General features: G+C 54.2%; 15 protein-coding genes. 6 read left to right on the top strand and 9 right to left on the bottom strand.

The window, feature by feature from the left end:
- Window positions 1-2: 2 nt before the first annotated feature.
- Together VFA09_25205 and VFA09_25200 are read left to right on the top strand one after the other, a co-directional pair.
- Window positions 3-491: a hypothetical protein gene (locus VFA09_25205; GenBank protein ID HZU70596.1), complete on the top strand. Its 489-nt coding sequence runs from the start codon at window positions 3-5 to the stop codon at window positions 489-491.
- 154 nt (window positions 492-645) lie between these two features.
- Entirely contained in the window at window positions 646-1428 is a 783-nt protein-coding gene (locus VFA09_25200) for a hypothetical protein (protein HZU70595.1), read from the top strand.
- Between the two features lie 21 nt (window positions 1429-1449).
- Here the strand turns inward: VFA09_25200 and VFA09_25195 are convergent, their stop codons facing one another.
- The 9 genes from VFA09_25195 to VFA09_25155 all read right to left on the bottom strand — a co-directional run bounded on the left by VFA09_25195 (window position 1450) and on the right by VFA09_25155 (window position 12125).
- Entirely contained in the window at window positions 1450-2136 is a 687-nt protein-coding gene (locus tag VFA09_25195; GenBank protein HZU70594.1) for an FHA domain-containing protein, read from the bottom strand.
- Window positions 2137-2164: 28 nt separating this feature from the next.
- Window positions 2165-4567, bottom strand: a complete 2403-nt coding sequence (locus VFA09_25190) for a molybdopterin cofactor-binding domain-containing protein (GenBank protein ID HZU70593.1) — start codon at window positions 4565-4567, stop codon at window positions 2165-2167.
- A gap of 73 nt (window positions 4568-4640) precedes the next feature.
- The gene (locus tag VFA09_25185) at window positions 4641-5111 is read right to left on the bottom strand and encodes a (2Fe-2S)-binding protein (protein HZU70592.1); all 471 of its coding nucleotides are present in this window, start codon (window positions 5109-5111) and stop codon (window positions 4641-4643) included.
- Complete coding sequence (locus tag VFA09_25180; GenBank protein ID HZU70591.1) at window positions 5104-5976, bottom strand: FAD binding domain-containing protein; 873 nt, start codon at window positions 5974-5976, stop codon at window positions 5104-5106. The genes VFA09_25185 and VFA09_25180 overlap by 8 nt, the downstream gene beginning before the upstream one ends.
- A gap of 21 nt (window positions 5977-5997) precedes the next feature.
- A complete protein-coding gene (yqeB, locus tag VFA09_25175; protein HZU70590.1) occupies window positions 5998-6840 on the bottom strand; it encodes a selenium-dependent molybdenum cofactor biosynthesis protein YqeB in 843 nt (280 codons plus the stop codon).
- A gap of 33 nt (window positions 6841-6873) precedes the next feature.
- Window positions 6874-7659 (bottom strand): IclR family transcriptional regulator, encoded by a 786-nt coding sequence (locus tag VFA09_25170; GenBank protein HZU70589.1) that lies wholly within the window; start codon window positions 7657-7659, stop codon window positions 6874-6876.
- A 113-nt stretch (window positions 7660-7772) separates the two neighbouring features.
- Window positions 7773-9404, bottom strand: coding sequence for a D-aminoacylase (locus VFA09_25165; protein HZU70588.1), 1632 nt, complete (start codon window positions 9402-9404; stop codon window positions 7773-7775).
- Between the two features lie 69 nt (window positions 9405-9473).
- Entirely contained in the window at window positions 9474-10427 is a 954-nt protein-coding gene (locus VFA09_25160; GenBank protein HZU70587.1) for an MBL fold metallo-hydrolase, read from the bottom strand.
- 165 nt (window positions 10428-10592) lie between these two features.
- On the bottom strand, window positions 10593-12125 hold the full coding sequence (locus VFA09_25155; GenBank protein ID HZU70586.1) for an FHA domain-containing protein: 1533 nt from the start codon (window positions 12123-12125) through the stop codon (window positions 10593-10595).
- A gap of 463 nt (window positions 12126-12588) precedes the next feature.
- Between VFA09_25155 and VFA09_25150 the strand changes: the two genes are divergently transcribed.
- The 4 genes from VFA09_25150 (at window position 12589) to VFA09_25135 (ending at window position 18990) form a co-directional block, all read left to right on the top strand.
- Window positions 12589-14076: a hypothetical protein gene (locus VFA09_25150; GenBank protein ID HZU70585.1), complete on the top strand. Its 1488-nt coding sequence runs from the start codon at window positions 12589-12591 to the stop codon at window positions 14074-14076.
- A 225-nt stretch (window positions 14077-14301) separates the two neighbouring features.
- The gene (gene hisI, locus VFA09_25145) at window positions 14302-15240 is read left to right on the top strand and encodes a phosphoribosyl-AMP cyclohydrolase (GenBank protein ID HZU70584.1); all 939 of its coding nucleotides are present in this window, start codon (window positions 14302-14304) and stop codon (window positions 15238-15240) included.
- Between the two features lie 4 nt (window positions 15241-15244).
- Complete coding sequence (gene hisD / locus VFA09_25140) at window positions 15245-16552, top strand: histidinol dehydrogenase (GenBank protein ID HZU70583.1); 1308 nt, start codon at window positions 15245-15247, stop codon at window positions 16550-16552.
- Window positions 16552-18990 carry an N-6 DNA methylase gene (locus VFA09_25135; GenBank protein ID HZU70582.1) on the top strand — a complete coding sequence of 813 codons (2439 nt, stop codon included), beginning with the start codon at window positions 16552-16554 and terminating at the stop codon, window positions 18988-18990. Before hisD ends, VFA09_25135 begins: the two co-directional genes overlap by 1 nt.
- The last annotated feature ends 51 nt before the right edge of the window (window positions 18991-19041 follow it).

Here is a 19041-nt window from a genome sequence, read left to right as displayed (position 1 = left end):
TCATGCAAACTTCCCTTGTCAAACGCCGGCTATCTATTGTTATCCTTATCGGTTTACTGCTAACGCTCTTATTGGCAGCGTGCGGCAATAATGCGCCCACCACTTCCACCGGTTCATCTACATCAACTTCACCATCCCCGACAGCAACGCAGTCCACCTCAACAGCGACAACGGAACAGGCCTTGCTTCCACTCATGACGCTTGTTGGTACACCCACGGCGAAATTAGTAGCCGGACATCATACGTTTGAGGTGGATGGCAAGATCAAAAATGGCGACACGAAACAGCATGATATCTATGTACAGGGATTATTGCTCGATGCTTCAGGAACAGTAGTGGGAGCGACTGCTTTTTTCAATGTAGATAATGTTCCGGGCGGCGGAACCGCGAGCTTTTCTATTCAAGGAACAACGATGCAGCCAACGTGGACCACTGTGGAGGTAAAGGTGGTTGGTGTTACTGAGAATATCGGCAGTTCAGGAGACAACTAAACAATTGAAATAGTGGTTTCATCTTATCCCCCGCAAGCACCTCTATCTGGCTTGCAGGGGATTTTTCATTGGTTCCTGCCTCTGAGAATGGTATAATTACGACATACTACAAATGCCAATCGCTAAGCTCATCTTCAAGAAAATGTAATGCATCATGGACAAACACCTTTCCAAACATACCATTCAACGCCGCCAGCAGGTACAATCGCTGCTTGACCAACTCGATCCTGAAGCCGAGCCACAGGCTTTGATTGTGCCCGGCTCGCCCGTGCCGCAAGGTATCGTCGTAGTCTTCCCCGGTTCGTTTAATCCACCTACAAATGCGCACCTGGCGTTACTGAGCCAGGCACGGCAATACGCGCGTTCTCACCTGATATCGACAGGTGAGAAAAAGCAGGCAATCAGGCTCTATGCCGCGATGAGCAAGCATATTGTCGATAAGGAGCATGTCCAGAAGCCCACAGTGCTTGACCGCATCATGCTGCTCGAAACTGTGCTGCGGCACCACCTGCGTCATACGGGGATTATGCTGTTGAACCGGGGATTATATGTGGAGCAGGCGCAGGGGATACGGACCTGTTTTCCGAAGGTGACGAGACTCTATTTCCTGATAGGCTTTGACAAAATTGTGCAAATCCTCGATCCCCATTATTATCAAGACCGTGATGCGGCCCTGCGGGAGCTTTTTGCCCTGGCGGAATTGCTGGTTGCGCCACGCGGAGATGCTGGCCCGCAGCAACTCAATGCGCTTTTACACAAACCCGAAAACCTGCAATTTGCAGGGCACATTCATCCTCTGCCGTTCAGCGCGTCCTATCGCGATTTCTCTTCGACGCGCATTCGGCAGGACCCACAGGAGCATTTGCAGGATGTGCCGCCAGAAGTGCGGCGATTTATACAGCAGACGCATGTATATGATGAACAGGAACAGCAGTGAAGTCTTTAGAAATGTACAATCCTAGGAAGTCGAGCGCTTGAATACCAGCCTGCTTGTGCCGATCTGCACTACGTCGCCTTCGAGCAATTGATAGCGTGTGATGGGCATGCCATTGACGAAGGTGCCGGTGGCCGAGCGATGATCCTCAATCTCGTATCCACCATCTGGTAGCTGGCGGATGGTTGCGTGGAGACGACTGACGGCCAGGTCTTCCAGGAAAATATCGCATTCGCGGCTGCGTCCGATTGTCATCTCGGGCAGCAATTCAAAACTACGCACAATGACCCCTCGCCGTCCGGTAAGGTTCAGTTTAGCAATCGCGCTGCCTGATGGGTCCGGCTGCTTGCCGATATGGAGCTCGCGGCCACGCGACGAAGCAAGCTGGAATGGACGCGTCCCCTCGTGAGCGAAAAAGATGAGGAGTGTGTTGCCGAATTGCAAGCGATCTCCATCAACCAGCAGTTGCTCTCTCACAGGCTGCTCATTCACGAAGCAATCGCCGCTGCCATGTTCATCGCGCAGGACGTAGCCTGCATCGGTATGCCAGATGCTTGCCTGTTTGCGATGGACGGCGAGGTCTTCTAAGAAAATGTCACAATTGCGGCTGCGGCCAATCGTGGTGCAGTCTTTCCACAGTTCCACACGCTTACCGGCCTGCGGGCCTTGTTGGATGAGAAGATATGCTGGTGATGTATATTCCTGCGCCATATTTCTACTTTTCCCTGATCCTGGCTATTTATTTATCTTTTTGTTCATCTAACGCTTGTAAAATCTTTTCTGGAGTGATTGGTAGGCTACGAATGCGTACCCCTAACGCATCGTAGACCGCATTGGCGACCGCGGGAGCCATGCCATTGGTGGGTACTTCACCGGCGGATTTCGCTCCGAACGGCCCCGTGTATTCGGTGTCCTCAACCAGGATGGTTGTCATCTTCGGCATATCCAGTGTTGACATGACTTTATAATCCACAAATCCCGGATTGCGCACGCGGCCCTGCTCGTCGAATTTGAGCTCTTCGCTAAGCGCATAGCCCAGGGCCATCGTGACTGCTCCCTCGACCTGTCCGGTGGCCAGGGTGGGATTGATGGCTTTGCCAAGATCAAGCGCGTTGACGGCCCTTGTCACGCGTACCTGTCCCGTTTCCGTGTCTACCTCGACCTCTACGAATTGTGCGAAAAAAGGAGCCGGCGAATCATCAGTCCAGAAATCTCCTTTTGCCATAATCTGCTGGCGGTGCCTGCCATACAATGTTTCATGCGCGATATCCGCTATGGTCAGATTGCTCGCGCCGCGCGGTGTATAAATAACTCCATCGATGATCGACATGTCTTCAGGAGAGCAGTCGAGCATATCGCCCGCCACTTCCAGGATTTGCTGCCGCACCCGCTCCGCGGCGACCTTGACGCCGCTGCCACTGATATAGGTGGTGCTGGAAGCATACGAACCGTAGTCGAAGACGCTGGAATCGGTATCGGCGGAATGCATGATGATCTTGTCCATGCCGACCCCCAGCGCCTCTGCTGCGATCTGGCCAAGGATGGTATCGCTGCCCTGCCCGATATCGGTGGCTCCTGTCATGACATTGAACGAGCCATCTTCGTTGAGCTTGATCGAGGCTCCGCCAAGTTCAAAGCTGGCAACGCCGCTCCCCTGCATCGCGGTCGCCATGCCTCGCCCGCGCCGGGCCGGCTTGCCATCGCCTCTATCGAATGGCTGATACCAACCTATAGCTGCTGCCCCACGTTCCAGGCACTCCGGCAGGCCACACGAACGAAATTGACGTTTGGAGTGCCATACGCCATCTATCTCTTCGCCTTCGATGGGGTCCCAATCGCCTTTCTGCACGTGATTCTTGCGCCGGAATTCCAATGGGTCCATATTAAGGCGGTGCGCGATTTCATCGATGTGCGATTCAAGGGCAAAAAAGCCCTGCGGCGCGCCATAACCACGCATGGCGCCTGTAATGGGCAGGTTGGTATAAATGGCATCGGCCTGGAAGAGATAGGCTTTGGCGCGATACAGGCACAACGTTTTATGCCCCGTGCTGCGCGTGACGGTGAAGCTATGCGTCCCATACGCGCCCGCGTTGCCAATGGAATGCATGGAGATAGCAACCAGCGTGCCGTCGCGCTTTACACCGCTGCGCATGCGCATAATCATCGGGTGGCGGAATCTTCCGGCGGTAAATTCTTCCTGGCGGCTGTATTCGATGCGCACGGGCCGGCGCGTTTTCAGGGCCAGGGCCGCGGCAACCGGTTCCAGCAGCATCTCCTGTTTGCTGCCGAAACCACCACCAACGCGCGGTTTGACGATGCGCACGCGCGAGATGGGCAACTGCAATACTGAGGCCAGCTGGCGGCGTGTATGATATGGCACCTGCGTGCTGCTGACGACGATCATGCGCTCGTAGCCGTCCAGGTAGGCAACGCACACATGCGGCTCCAACACGGCATGTGAAATATATGGGACGCGATATTCTCCCTCAACGATGATATCGGCCTCGCGCATCGCGGCATCAAAGTCGCCGTGCCGGATCACCTCGTGCGCGGCGATATTGTGGGATGCATCATAAATGCTGCCCAGATTCTTGCCCGCGTTGGGGTGCGTTGTATCGGGTTCGTGCAATTGGGGAGCGCCCTCCTTGCAGGCTTCGAGCGGGTCGAATACGGCCGGTAGCACATCATAATCGACTTCGATGAGGCCAAGGGCTTCCTCGGCGATGGCAGGGGTTTCTGCCGCGACGAAAGCGACCCAATCTCCCACATAACGCACGCGATTGTCAAGCAAATAGGCATCATAGGGAGACATCTCCACGTAGGGCTGGCCGGCGGTGCTATGTGCCACGCGTGGAAGGTCTTCATAGGTCAGAATAGCATAAACACCCGGTAAAGCGAGCGCCTTGCTTTTATCGATATGGCGAATAGTGGCATGCGCGTGTGGGGAGTGCAGGATGCGGGCATGCAGCATATTGGGCTGTTCAAATTCAGCAGCATAGACGGGTGCGCCTGTGACAAGTGGCCGCGCATCTACGCGCCGCTCTTTTTGTCCAACGACGCGGGTGCGCGCTTCCTGGCGCGCTCGTTGATGTTTCGCGTCGGCAATGTTGCCTGCGCCGGGTTCGTAGTAGTCATGTGCCATAGGTAAGTTTCCAGGATCTCCTTCTCAATGTTTCAGAATCATACCATGGTTGGCATTGCGAGACAAGCCTGTTTTAAGACTTCATGTTCTCAGCCGCTCTCAAGACTGCCGCGACCGGCTTCACATAGCCTGTACACCGACAAATGTTGCCGGCCAGCGCCGCTCGTGCCTCCTCCTCGGTGGGATGTGGGTTATCCTGTAAAAAAGCATAAGTACGCATGATGAAACCCGGTGTGCAGTATCCGCATTGAGCGGCCCCCTCCTCGGCAAATGCTTCCTGAATGGGATGCAGCTTCCCTTCCTGGGCGAGGCCCTCGATGGTGAGCAGGTCGGCGCCCTCGGCCTGGGCCGCTAACATGCAGCAGGAGTTGATGGAGCGGCCATCCAGAATGACGCCGCAGCCGCAGCAATCGCCGGTGCCGCAAATAAGTTTCGCGCCTCTATAATGATGCTCATGCAGGGCTTCCAGCAGTGTTTCACCCGGCTGGACGCGCCAGGTTGTTTTCTGTCCATTGACTGTCAAGGTCATTTCTATTTCAGGCATGATGCCATTCCTCTCCATGGGGGGCTAACCCTGCCGCCTGTCGCAGCGCCCGCACCGCAGCGATGCCGCTCATCCGCCGGCGGTAATCGGCGGATGCCCGGTGATCGCTGATCGGTCGCACTTCCTCGCCCACGATTGCCGCCATGCGCTGGAATGTTTCCTCTACGGCTGGCTGTCCTACCAGAGCCTCTTCCGCTGTTGGAATACGCAATGGTGTGGGGGCCACCGCTCCCAGCACCAGGCGCGCAGCAATAATTACTCCGTCTTGAACAGTCAGCGTCGCGGCTGCGTTTACCACCGAGATATCTTCAGCTGTGCGGCCAATCTTATAAAAACCACCGTGCATGCCTTGCCTGTTCAATGGGATGCGCAGTTCGCGGATCAACTCGCGCTCACGGACGCTTTTAGCCGGGCCGGTGAAAAACTGGTTCAACGGCACGATACGCTCTCCCTGTTCGCCTACCAGCACTGCCTGCGCGTCAAGTGCCAGCAAAGCAGGTGGAGTGTCCGCGGAAGGTAAGGCAGAGGCGACATTGCCTGCCAGCGTCGCCATATTGCGGATGTTTGGGGAGCCGCACACAGCTGCGCCTCGCGCAAGTATGCCGTCCGCGAGTGCCTGAACAATTGGATGCCTGGCGACGGTTCGCATGGTGGCTCCCGCGCCAATATGCAGCTCGCCGTTTTCTTCGGAAATATAATTTAGACCCAATTTGCGAATATCCACCACTTCGCGCACGCCAACCATATAGCGCGGATTGACGAGCAGGTCTGTCCCACCTGCAATGATCGTTCGGCCTTCTTCCGCTAACAGCCTGACTGCATCCGCGATTGTCGTTGGGCTATGATAGGCAGTAATTTTAAGCATACATGCAATACCTCGACAACATTACGAAATTCTTTTCCTCCCAAGATACATAATAGCCTCCAGCACGCCTCCTGCAACAGCACGTGACTTATCCGAAATCGTAAAGCAGTGTTCGCGAACCGCGCGGGGATCGATATCTCCTATTTTCATGCCGGGGGTTACCCCCAGGCCATCACGCACAAGGCCGCGTAATATGCCGGATATAGCCGCTATAACCGGCATCTCGTCTTTGCCTGCTGGAGATGCTTTGACGATTGCTACCGTCTCGCCTGCCTGTACCGTATCACCGATCTGGCGCAGGCCAAAGATTGTGCCCGCGCATGGTGAGCGTAGTAAGCGCTCGCTGCTGTAGCCACCAATGGCGCCGGGAACGCCCGTATTCGGTTCGGCGCTACCTTCAAGATAGACACGCCCAAGATTGTGACCGCGATTGGTCTCAATGACGGCATGTACGTCTCTGCCTGCCTCGTAGCCGGGACCAAGGGCGATCACTATGGGCGCGTCATCCATGGTGATCCCGCTGTTGCGCTTCGAAAGCGTTGCCTCAACCAACACCACCGGTTGCATTTGCTTGAGTAATATACCATCAGGATCAACCACTACCGACACGAGGCTCCTTTTTAACGCGGCCTGGATGCCCTCTATTGAGTCTGCGCGCCGGGCGGTAATCCCCTCGACCGTCATCTCACCGAGCGACACTGCCTCCGCAAAAGCTACAGTGCGACGCAGGACGGTTGGTTGAGGCAGTTCCGTGGCTATGACTGGAAAGCCTGAGCGAACCAGCCGGTGAATAACGCCTGTAGCGAGATCTCCGGCGCCCTTTACTGCGACTAAAGGCGGGGACCACTCCTTAGACATGTTCATTCTCGCTCTGCTTTACCATGATGATTACCTTATCTAGTGCCAGCCGACATAGCGCAATGCCTGCGATATCTGCTGTCCGGCGCGCGTGACTGCCGCGATGTGTTCGCCCTGCTTGGGGCGGCAGCGCTCGCTGGGGCCGCCGATTGAAACCGCGGCAACGACGGAGCCGAGGTGATCGAAGATGGGAGCTGCGACGGCATCGATGCCCTCTTCCAATTCGCCGCAAGAGATGGCGTAGCCGAGCGAGCGCACGCGGCGCAGTTCCTCGAGCAGCAGGCGGGGGTCGGTAATGGTGCGGTCGGTATATTTTGCGAGCGTGGTGTGGTTCAGTATCTCGCGCAGGCGTACCTCCCATTGATAGGCGAGCAACACCTTGCCGGTAGAGACGGCATGAGCGGGCAGGTGCTGCCCGGGGACATTCACGGCTCGCACGACAAAGTAGGAATCTTCCGTGTCGATAATCACCGCTTCCATGCCCTCCAGCACTGCCAGGTGGACGGATTCATGTGTCGCGTCTCGCAGCTCCATCAAAATAGGACGCGCCGACTTGCGCACCGTATGAGAACTGAGGATGCTCGCGCCGAGGGCTGTCACGCGCAGGCTCAATGCGTACTTATGACTATCCTCGTCCTGTACGAGCAGTCCCTCATTGACCAGGGCGGTTACGAGCCGGTGAGTGGTAGACTTCGGTAAACCGGTCGCGCCTGCCAGGTCTGTGATCCCAAGCAATCCCTGACTGCTGAAAGCGCGCAGCACGCTGGCAATGCGGTGAACGATCTGCACCGTTTTCTCGCCGTCCAGGGGTTCGCCGTGTCGCATGCTTCTTCCTTCACTATCAGGATGCTGCCCTCTGTTCTATGGAGTGGAAAGGCGTTCCACTTATGTATGGATTGAGTATAGTCAATGCAGTAAGCGGTGTCAAGCCAGGAAGCTCAGGCTCTTAAAACCCTGCCAGGTGTCGCGCCGGTATGCTGGCCCATGCGAATCACGCGCGTTCCATTGACCCACACATCGCGAATGCCAGTCGAGAGTTGGTGCGCATCATCAAATGTGGCGCGGTCCTGTACTGTTTCAGGGTCGAAGAGGACAATATCTGCAAAGCAGCCAGGCCGGAGTAGACCGCGGTCGTACAAACCGAGCCGCGCGGCAACGGCCCCGCTCATTTTGCGCACCGCGTCCTCCAATGTCAGTGCTTTGTCTTCGCGCACGTATTTTGCCAGCATGCGCGGATATGTTCCATACTCGCGTGGATGCGTTGGCCCCAGGCTCTTTGCCCAGGTGGGGTCTACGCCGCCGGCATCTGTCGAGAGCTTCACCCAGGGCTGCTGTAGTCCCAGCATGACATTGGCCTCGTCCATCACAAAGTAGATGGTGAAGACGCGCTGCTGTTCGGAGAGTAGCAAATCAATCACGGTATCGAGCCAGTGCTGGTCGCGCATAGCGGCAATCTCGGAGAGCCGTTTGCCCGCATATTGCAGGTTCTCAGGCTTTTCAAGTCCGACGGGCATAACGCCTTCTGGTCCGGCGCCATGTGCCATGGCCTCCCATGTGCCTGATGGCGCAAGCACTTCCTGGCGCACGCGCCTTTGAACGTCCGGGTCGGCCAGCCGTTCGAAATACCTGCCTCCTTCGGCTATCCAGGGTGGTAAGACGGAATCTAGCCCGGTGCCGGAAGCTGCATAGGGATACATATCCGCCGTTATATCCACGCCGCTATCACGTGCCTGTTGGATGCGCTCGATGGCTTGCGGCATCTTGTGCCAGTTATGCTTGCCCATTGCTTTGAGATGGTAGATTTCGACGGGCAGTTGTGCCTGGCGTCCAATCTCCACTGCCTCGTCTATCGCTTCTAGCAGGCGCTCGCCCTCCGAACGCAGGTGGGTGACATAGATGCCACCGTAGCGACTCGCTACTTTAGCGACCTCGATAAGCTCCTCTGTCGATGTATATGTGTCGGGGGGATAAATAAGGGCGTAAGAGACGCCGAATGCGCCATCTTCCATTGCTTCCGCCATCACGCGCCGCATCGTTTCCATCTCGCCAGGCGTGGGCGCGCCCATATCGCGTCCTTTCACGTACTCGCGCAGCGTCCCGCCCCCCAGGAAGGTGCCGATATTGGGCGATGTACCGCGTTCGACCATCGCATCCAACCAATCGTTCAGGTGTTTCCAGCTTTTCGCTCGCTCGGCCCATTCGCCGATCAGGATACGTCCCTGCTGCGAAAGGTCCAGAAAAGGGTCTTCGATGCGGCCACCGAACGGTGCGGGCGTCCAGCCTTCGCCCATAATTTCGCTCGTCACCCCTTGCGTAATCTTAGAGAGGGCGCGCGGATCGTGCATGAGTGGAATATGCGAGTGACTGAGGATGTCGATAAAGCCGGGGCAGGCAACCGATCCCGTCGCGTCCACTACCTCGCCTGCTGCTTCCGCAGGGATACGACCAGGCGCGACAATCTCTCTAATGCGGTCTCCCTCGATGGCGATATCCCCGTAGTACCAGGGATTACCGGTTCCATCGACGATTTTTGCGCCACGAATCAGGATGTCAAAGCTGTTTATGGTCACGAATATATTCTCTCTTTCAACTGATAAAAGCGTTTACATTGTGTGCCTGTACGTTGCGGCTCTCACGAGCTACAATACGAAATTTGTCCCAACGCTGTTAGCGATAAACGCGTCGGGCATGGCGCGGGCGATCTGGTGTGTCGCCTGCCAGCCGGTGCAATGGCCAGGAACCAGGTAGCGCGGATTGATCTCTTGCAGCGCAGCCACAGTCGCCGGAATGATAGGGGCAAACAAAGCGCCTGTAAGATGGAAACCACCGATTACCGCGTAGATGGTCTGGATACCTGTGAGAACCTGAGCATTGCGGATAATATTGATAATACCGGAATGGCCACAGCCCGTGATGATGACCAGCCCTTTCTCTCGTACATGTATGATGGCACATTGATCGTCGTGAATGAGCGGGTCAGGCTCCCAGCCGTGTTCGCGCTTCGCGTAGTGGGTGGCAAAGCCTTTCTCAAAGCTGGTTGTCCGGGACACCTCGCCTGAGACGAGAATCATATTGTCTACCAGCATTGAGGGGCCTATCTCCTCGATAACCTGTATGTTTTCGCGCAACAGGTCTGATTTACGAGGAGGTGGTAGGAAGCTTTCCTCTCCATTAGGAAAGATGATCTTTCGTTCCAGGTAGGCGTCGGGATGCAAGAGCAGCGGCAGGTTGCGATTGCCCAGGCGCTGTACCAGACCGGTCAGCCCCATAGCGTGATCAGGGTGCCCATGACTGAGAATAATCGCCTGGGTATCCGCCAGATCGATCTCCAGAGCATCGAGATTGTACAGGAAGTTCCGTGGGTTGAGGCCGGTATCAAATAGAACGGTGCCGCTCCTTTCTCCATCCTTTACATTGATAAGCACTGAGAAGCCATGTTCGCCGATGGGCAAGTTACGCTCAAATGGATGAGGACCCAGCTTGATGCGTTGCGCAACCTCTGTACCGGTCATCAGCAGATCAAGGCTATTGTCCATGATGATCGTTACCTTCACCGTGTCTACAGGCTGGAGCAAAATGGTTGATTGAGGCATCTATCTCCTCCTGGAGCAAAAATGAATCGTTTCACTTGCCGGAAGTATACCATAATCAACTGGGGTTGTTTAAAAGAGGAAGCCCTGGCAAGAGAACGGTTGAATGCAACGCTGCATTCAACCGTTCTCTTGCCAGGGCTTCTAAGCGCTCAGGATTCGCGGTGCTTACTGGTGTTGTTTTTCAGTGTTGATCTTCCAGGTGTTGTTCTCATCGACCAGCGTGTAGTCAAAGGTCGCGGTAGTGCTTCCGTTGAGCGTGTAGGTGATCTCGCCGGTTCCTGCCGTGTCATTGACGTTGCTTACCGTACAATCGTTGACGGTAACCGAGTCGAAATTGGACGCGAACTGGGACTCGGTTTGCTGGCTCTGTTGGGCGCTGGAAAGCTGGTTATATGCCGTCTGGTAATCCTGGTTTTTCAACGCGTTACAATAGTTGAGCAAGGTCAGAGTTGGTGTTGAGACGAATTGCTCATTATTGATCTTCCAGGTACCCTGCTCGTTTGTCAGCGTCTCATTTGCGTGGATATTCAGCCCGTCGGTGCGGACATATGTAATCATAGCAGTACCCGCCGAGTCCTGGACGCTATCTACCGTACAGCCCTTTATCTTATCAGTAGCAGCGGCGCTGGCAAAGCCAGATTCCGAGCCGATTTGATTTTGATAGTTCTTAGAGAACTGATTGTAGGCCGTCTGGTAATCCTGTGCTGTCAATGCGCTACAATACGTATTCAAGGTCAACGTTGGCGTGGAGCGTGGATTCTGAGCATTGATCTTCCAACCGTTCTCGTTAACCAGCGTGTAATCAACCGGAAGCGCGCTACCTTTCGAAAAGGTATAGTTGATTGTGCCTGTGCCGGCTCCATCATTGACGTTGCTGACCGAGCAGCTGGTCACTTTGCCAAGCCCCTCATTATTAGAGAAACCGGCTGCGAAAGCCGCTTCCGAGCCGAATTTTGCCTGTAAGCCGCTGGAAAGCTGGTTATATGCCGTCTGGTAATCTCCGGCCTTCAGGGCGGTACAGAAGGCATTCAGCGTTTTCGTAGGTGTCGAGCGATTTACGTATGCAAGCGCGCCAAATGCAATTCCCGCGATCAATAGTACGGCAATGATGGCTCCTATGATAAGGAATAGTCCGCGCCGGCTGCGCTTTTGTTCTGGCACGGGTGCAACAGGAGCCGCGGCGGGTGGGTAGGATATTGGCGCTGATTGCTGGTAGCCGTAATTGTTGCCTCCATAGGATGGCGGAGGGGCCGCAACAGGGGGCGGGGGTGTATATCCTCCCTGCTGAGCGCCATATTCATATCCATTGAAAGAAGGAGGTGCTGCTACGGTGGGTGGGTAGGAGGGATTGCTTCCCTGATTTGGCCCGCCGTAGACGGTTGGCTCGATTTGAGGCTGCGATGGCATGACGCCCGCATCAAAGAGAAAAACAGTATCGCCAAAGCGAATTTGATCACCATTAGACAGTGGTCGTGGTGTATACGGGGCCAGGCGTTGCTCATTCACGAAGGTACCATTGCTGCTCGCCAGGTCGACGATTTCATAGTTCTGTCCCTGGGAGCGTATCTCGGCATGATGCGATGAGACCTTCGCATCCTGTACGACAAGTTGATTATCCTGGCTTCTCCCAATAGTGTATGGATTAGCAGTAGGTTCTAGAATAGTCTGTCCATATGGACCTTTTAATGTAGCTGGCATGATCTCCCTTTTCTTTCTAGTCTAGTCTTGGCTTGCCTCGCACTTTCACACTAGCTAACATATTTACGATAGCAGGGTCATATTTTTGCGTATTGAATTCAAAATCTCTATCTAGTCTCGACCATTGTATCCCCCTTGCATTATTCTGTGTGGGGCCGCAATAACAGTGGCATGGTTCTGAGGACCATGTTAAAATTCTCACGAACTTGACGGATATGATGATAACCTCGTCAGGACAATGCGATGCTCGTTTGCGTTATAACAAGGTAGAGGATAGTAAACCAACCAGGGTGTTGACGAGCGCGAGGCAATTTGATGCTGAAATCCAATTCGCCTGATTTGCACCCCATTGGGCTATCGACTTGACGAGCAGTCCGAATTCGAGTAACTTAACGGTAAGGTACCTTTACCCGGGATCAACGTGATCTCATTGTCTGGATATTCAAGGTGACAGGGAGGAATTGTGGCGACACAATGTGTACGATGCGGAATAGTGTTGCCGCGAGACGACGCGCGGTTTTGCAGCAAATGCGGAGCGGAACAACCTGTTCGCCCGAGCAGTGCTTCCCCCTCATCCCCTGATGTAGAGGGGCCAGGGTTGGTGCGCTCGGATAATGATTTCAATTCGTCCCCGTCCCGACCATCCTCTGCCACCAGCTCCTCCAGACCACCCGCAGATGAAAAGGACTCGCATAGCGGGAACCGCCCTGCCATACGCGAGCAGATTGCTTATCGCCCGCCGTCCCGACCTTCCCGGCGTCCTATTCATAACGAACCGCCAGCCTGGATCAACAAGCTTGAACGTGAGGTTGCTTATCCAATAGCGAATGCCGATCCTTCACCTGCCCGCGAATTGCATGTGAAGGTCTGGGAATCGCCGGAGCAGAGCAAGGGAAACGCTGGTTCGCCTATAGCGCAAAAAGAGGCCAGCGCTTTTGAAAAGGATGCCTATCCGGTGCGCAAAGAGCCTGCTATTTCAAACCGGTCACCATCAAACGACGAAGTCGAGAATATATCCACAGCTCATCTTCCTTCTGTCCCCTCCGACCTGCCCCCAGGAGGTAGATCGCCAGCATCCAGCAGGATCCCTGCCGGACAGGGACAAGCCGCAGTCCCTACAGAGTCTGCGCGCCTTGACGAGGTGGAGCAGCTTGATACTCGCCCGATGGCTTCGCAGCGACAGGCGATGGTACAGTCTTTGCCTCCGGCGGCAGGAAGATTTGTTGAACAGCGAGAGAACAGAGTGCAGGAAATGCCCCGGCCGGTTCAGCAGTCTATGCTGCAGCGGCCGCTATCACCTCTACCATCACCTCAGCTGTCTCATTCCAAAGACCAGCCTGCGCGAGAGTTTCAGGCGCAGCGAACTACTCCTCCACCTTCGCTTGCTATGCCGCCTCGCGCGACTCGTTCTAAGCGCAAGAGCAGTAAGCCGCTTGTGTTCATGTTTATCACGCTAGGCTTATTGCTGGTTGGAGGCCTGGTCGCCTGGATTGTGGTAGACTCGCCCTTTACGGTTCCCGCCGTGACGAATACGGACCAGCCGTTTCAAAATAGCACGCTGGGTTTTGCGTTGCGCTATCCACAGGGCTGGACGGCCCATATCGATACGAAAAAAGGCTCTGTGAGCTTCTATGATAGTAGTCATACCGGCCAGGTGATCGTTCAAGAGACCGCGGCCACGGGTAGTATCGCCCAGTATATCAAGAATGAAGCTGCGCAATCAGGAATGACAGGTCAGGCAAGCTCGCCATCGCTGGCATTTGCCGGAGCTACATGGCAACAGGTCAAGGGCAGCATAGTGCAGGATGGAGCAACATATACCGTGATCCTGCTTGCGACGGAACATAACAACCGCTTCTATTCGATTATGCAACTGGCTCCTCCCGCGGCTTATAGCGGAGAGGAACAGCTGGTGTTTTCTCACGTGCGGGCGTCATTCCGGTTCCTCTAGCTGAGGGTGCAACTGTTTTTCCTACAAGTCCAATTACCAGCTTTGCCTTTTATCCCGATTCCTACAAGAAAAATGTATGATCCTCGCCATTGATGCGCGCTCAAATCCCTCTATGCCGGGCGTTATGAGGTTTTTATTCATGGTGGCCGCACGCTTACGGGCGTAGATATGCTAGAATGGGCACAGCAAGGACTATTTGCGGCGAAAGGAGATTACGGTGCGGCCATGCTGAAATTTGATCGCCAGGGACTGATTCCCGCCGTCATCCAGGATGATATCACCGGAGAAGTGCTGATGCTCGCCTTTATGAATGAGGAGGCATTTGAGCGCACCCGCCAGACAGGTCAGACGCACTTTTTCAGCCGCTCGCGCAACGCCATCTGGCATAAGGGCGAGCAGTCCGGCAATGTGCAGGAAGTACGCGCTATCTTCGTGAACTGTGAGGAGAATAGCCTGCTGATCCGCGTGATACAACACGGCGATGCCGCCTGTCACATGGGCTATCGCAGCTGCTATTATCGCCGCCTGCTGCCGGACGGGAGCTATGAAACTGTGGCCGAACGTGTCTTTGACCCGGAAATGGTCTATGGTGATGGACATGCAGCTGAGAAAAAGGATTCCGGTGATGGGTCGCAATTCATAGGGCCTCTGGAAGGGGCTTTGCGCCAGTTATATGCTGTCTACCTGTATTTAAAAGATCATGATCTGAGCGAGGAATCCAATACGTCGCGCCTGCTGCAAGAGCGCAGCCTGAGTTACCTGCTGGCGCGCCTGGCCGATGAACTGGAAGAACTAGCCGAAGTGCAGAGTGGAGAACACGTGCATACCGGCAGGCAGCCCGATACCATCCTGGAGAGCAGCCAGGTTCAATACTGGTTGCTGTTGCTAGCCACGACCCTGAACCTGCCATACGATGACTTTTCGCCCCATCGCGCGCTCATCAAAGGATACGATGCTGGGACAACCGGTGGTACAGGAAATGAGATCGAACAGCAGCAAAATTGCCTGGACCTGCTGGCCTCGAATGAACACTCATTGATCGTGCAGGGAATGGAGCTTGGATTCGCGTTAGTGGGCGAGGCATGCGCCCGGGCGGGTATCAGTCCGCTGGCGCCCGCGGAATATGACCTGGAACAGATGCGAAGAAAAGGTTTGATTGGATAAGATCATGATACATTTCTACGAACTCTCCGGCATGAGCAAAGAACAGAGGGTGCGCTTATTGCGCCGCGCGGAATTGCAGATCGATGCGCTTATCGAGGCCGTGCTGCCAATTGTACGAGCCGTGCGCGAACGCGGCGACGAGGCACTATTGGAATTTACGGCTCGCTTCGATAAGGTGCAACTTGCTCCCGACCAGTTACGGGTGAGCCACGAGGAGATCCAGCGAGCCTATGACATACTGGATAAAGATATCTACTCAGCGCTCATGCAAGCGATTTACAATGTGCGCGTGTTCCACGAGCGCCAGATGCCGCACGAGCAGTGGTTCACTCTGATAGAGCCGGGCGTTACGGCCGGCGAGAAGATTACACCGATCAGCTCGGTGGGACTGTACGTACCGCGTGGCAAGGGTGCGTTCCCATCGGTGATGTATATGCTGGCCACTCCTGCCAGTGTTGCTGGAGTGCCGCGCATCGTCGTCTGTACGCCGCCGGGACCGGATGGAGCAATCGATCCAGCCTCATTGGTAGCGGCTACCGAGTGCGGTGTGGATGAGATCTATCGCGTTGGTGGCGCGCAAGCGATTGCCGCACTTGCTTATGGCACGTCCACCATTGCCCGCGTCCGTAAAATCACCGGCCCTGGAAGCGGATATATCGCCGCCGCCAAACGGCTTTTATACGGCACGGTCGATGTAGGCCTGCCCGCCGGTCCCAGCGAATCTATCATCCTGGCGGATGCGAGCGCGGACCCTGAATTACTGGCGCGTGATATATTGATCGAAGCCGAGCATGGCCCCGATTCCTCGGCGCTACTCGTCACCGATAGTCGTTCCCTGGCCGAAGCCGTGATGGCCCTGCTGCCGGGAAAAATAGCTGCCCTACCGGAACCCCGCCAGGCCTTCGTGCGCGCGGTGCTTGAGCAACCGGAAGGAACCGGCGGCATTGTGCTGGCAGCAGACATGATTGAAGCGATAAATTTCGTCAATGAATACGCGCCGGAACATCTTGAGGTGCAGGTGCGCGAGCCGTTCGCGCTCTTGCCAATGTTAGAGGACGCTGGCGAGATACTGATTGGCCCCTACACCCCATTTTGTCTAGGAAACTATTGTGCCGGAACGAACGCGATTCTGCCCACCGGCGGTTTTGCTCACACCTTCTCCTGCACATCTGTCTATGATTTCCTGAAACGTACCGGCATCGCTTACGTAACTGCCGAGGGCTATGCTTCCCTGAGTTCGACAGCCCGCCTCCTGGCAGATTTCGAAGGTTTTCCGGCCCATGCCAACGCAGTGACGGAGCGGTTTGGGTGATGGTTTCAGAACGTGTAGAAATAAAAGCCCTTATTCACCAGCTCAAGCCTATATTGAAGAGAATACGCAAGCAGGCTCGCACCCAATTTAACAGCCTGCTCTTCCCGGTCGAAAACGGCACACTCAGCAAACAGGCGGATGAAGTATTCAATGCCTGGCAAGCCCTCATAAATGGAACTTATGCTGATCCGCAAGAAGAGTTCTGCCTGCAAGCTGCTTACCACCAATTTGTGCGCATCTTTTTTGTACGAGCATGTGAAGATCATGGATTAGTCCCGTACCTGGTTATCGACAGGAATCTGGCCCCTGTGATCCAAGATGCGTATCTTTCGCTGCTGAAGAGGGTCTATCCTCCCGGTTGTTCATCGAGGCATTATGGAAGCCAGGATTTTTTTGACTGGTTTACCCCTGATGCTCGAAGCATTTGCTCGCTGTTTCGCCTGCTTCGTCGCTACGATTTCAAGGCTCTAGGTATGGATTTGCTGGGCAGAATATATGACGAGAGTTTCATCGAGAGTAAGGGCCGCAGCGAGACAGGGCAATTTTACACACCAGACTATCTTGTGGATTACATGCTTGATACCCTCGGTATGCCTTATTGTGGTGAGCAAGATAACCAGAGTACTGCCCAGCTTCGCGCATTTCTTGAAAAGACGGTGGGAGACCTTTCTTGTGGAAGTGGGACGTTCCTGATTGCGGCAGCGGCACGTAAAAGTGCCATTTTGAGACATCTTGTTGCTAAGCATGAGATTGATCCAGAATATGCTCTTCGAATGCTTACCCAGACTTTTTTAGGCTTTGACCTCAATCCTTTCGCTTGTTATTTAGCCGAAGTGAATTTACTTATTCAATGTCTACCTTTTTTAGTTGATGAGCAAGGTCACTTGTGCCGGAGTGTTGATCGTTTCCATATTTATTGTACGGATTCTCTCGAGCCGACGTATGCGGAACAAATGCATGCTTTAATGAATGGCAAGGCTACTGAACGTATAAGTCTTCGTCCTCCACGCCCGCGAGGGCAGGCGCTTTCTGAGGAAGAGAGACGAATTATCAGCATCAAGGAAGCGAAAGGATTGCCTTTTGATCTCACACAACTCAATCCTGGCCGGCAGGGCATTGATTATCTGGTTGGCAATCCTCCTTATGTCAGTGCAGGAGAAAGTTCTGAAAACTTGCTTTACCGCAACGAAGTCTGGAATTTTGGCATTTATCATTTATTGTACCAACGCTGGGATCTCTTTGTGCCGTTTTTCGAGCGGAATCTCCAATTCCTCAGACCTGAAACTGGACGTTCAGGTTTGATTGTCTCTAATGGGATTGAGACAGAGGGATATGCTGACCGGTTACGACAAGCTCTCTCAAAAAATTATAGCCTGTTACAGATAGACTTTTTCCCCGGATTGCGCCTTTTTCAAGATGCCGCTGTAGAAAATACGATAGTGCTTCTTGAGAATCGTGCCCCTGATGAGAATCATCTTGTAAGAAGGCGCAGGCATACACAATCCGATTGTAAACATTTTGAAACGCTCCCATCTCTTCCACAAGTAGCTTCCAATGGTCAGCTTTTTCGTTGGCGTTATGATCCTATTCTTAATAAAAGCATGTCAGAAGCAACTATACCATTATGCGCCCTGGTTTATATTGGCACGGGTATTGAAGCACAAAGCGATGAGGACTCCGACCCGGTAATTGACGGGAAACGACAAAAGCGCTTTACGCTCAATGATGTATTTTTACCCCCATCTATGGGAAAAGAACGTCCTGCGGAGTATCCAGATGATGGTGTACTGGGAGATGATGTAGATCGCTATTTTCTGCGTCGAAAACGTTTTGTTGCTTATGAAAAATTCCGCCCGTACATGCGCGGTCCCAGGCATATTGCCCTCTTTCGCACCTCTGAAAAGCTGCTCTTAGGTGAAACTTCTGGTGGTTACTATGATCGCGAGGGCTTATTTGCTAATCATAGCGTGCAGGTGGTGGTTCCCTGGAAAGCATTGGAAATAGCTGGGGCGCTTGAAGAGCGGGGTATTCGAAGAGTCCTACGTAAATCACAGCAGATAACAGGATTGCAAGGTGATCTCGCATCTCTATCAGACGGCTTCGATCTGCGTTATCTATTAGCCATTGTAAATAGCCGTTTTATGCACGCCTATCTTACTTCTAATATGCACGAGGGGACGCGCAAAAATCGCGTTTATCCTGATGTCTGGAAATACTTGCCGATCAAAGTTGCTTCGCCTGAACGCCAGCAGGAGATAGCTGTACTGGTTGAAGTCGTTCAAGACGAATATCGAAAACTTGACATAATAAAAGAGGATGAGAGGGCAGAGATGCTGGCCGATATCGAGTCGAAGCTGGAGGAGATTGAGGGGTTGGTGGAAGCTCTCTATAGCGCCCTGGCTGAACCGGTGGATCTGATTTCCCATAGATATGCTTAAGCTGCTTGTCCGATATACCCCCAAAATGCTAGAATCCTGATGAGAGCTATA

It is taken from the genome of Ktedonobacteraceae bacterium, from assembly GCA_035653615.1.
In the GTDB taxonomy this organism is placed as follows: Bacteria; Chloroflexota; Ktedonobacteria; order Ktedonobacterales; family Ktedonobacteraceae; genus DASRBN01.
Note: the sequence above shows the minus strand (reverse complement) of the source record. Positions and strands in the feature narration are given on the sequence as shown.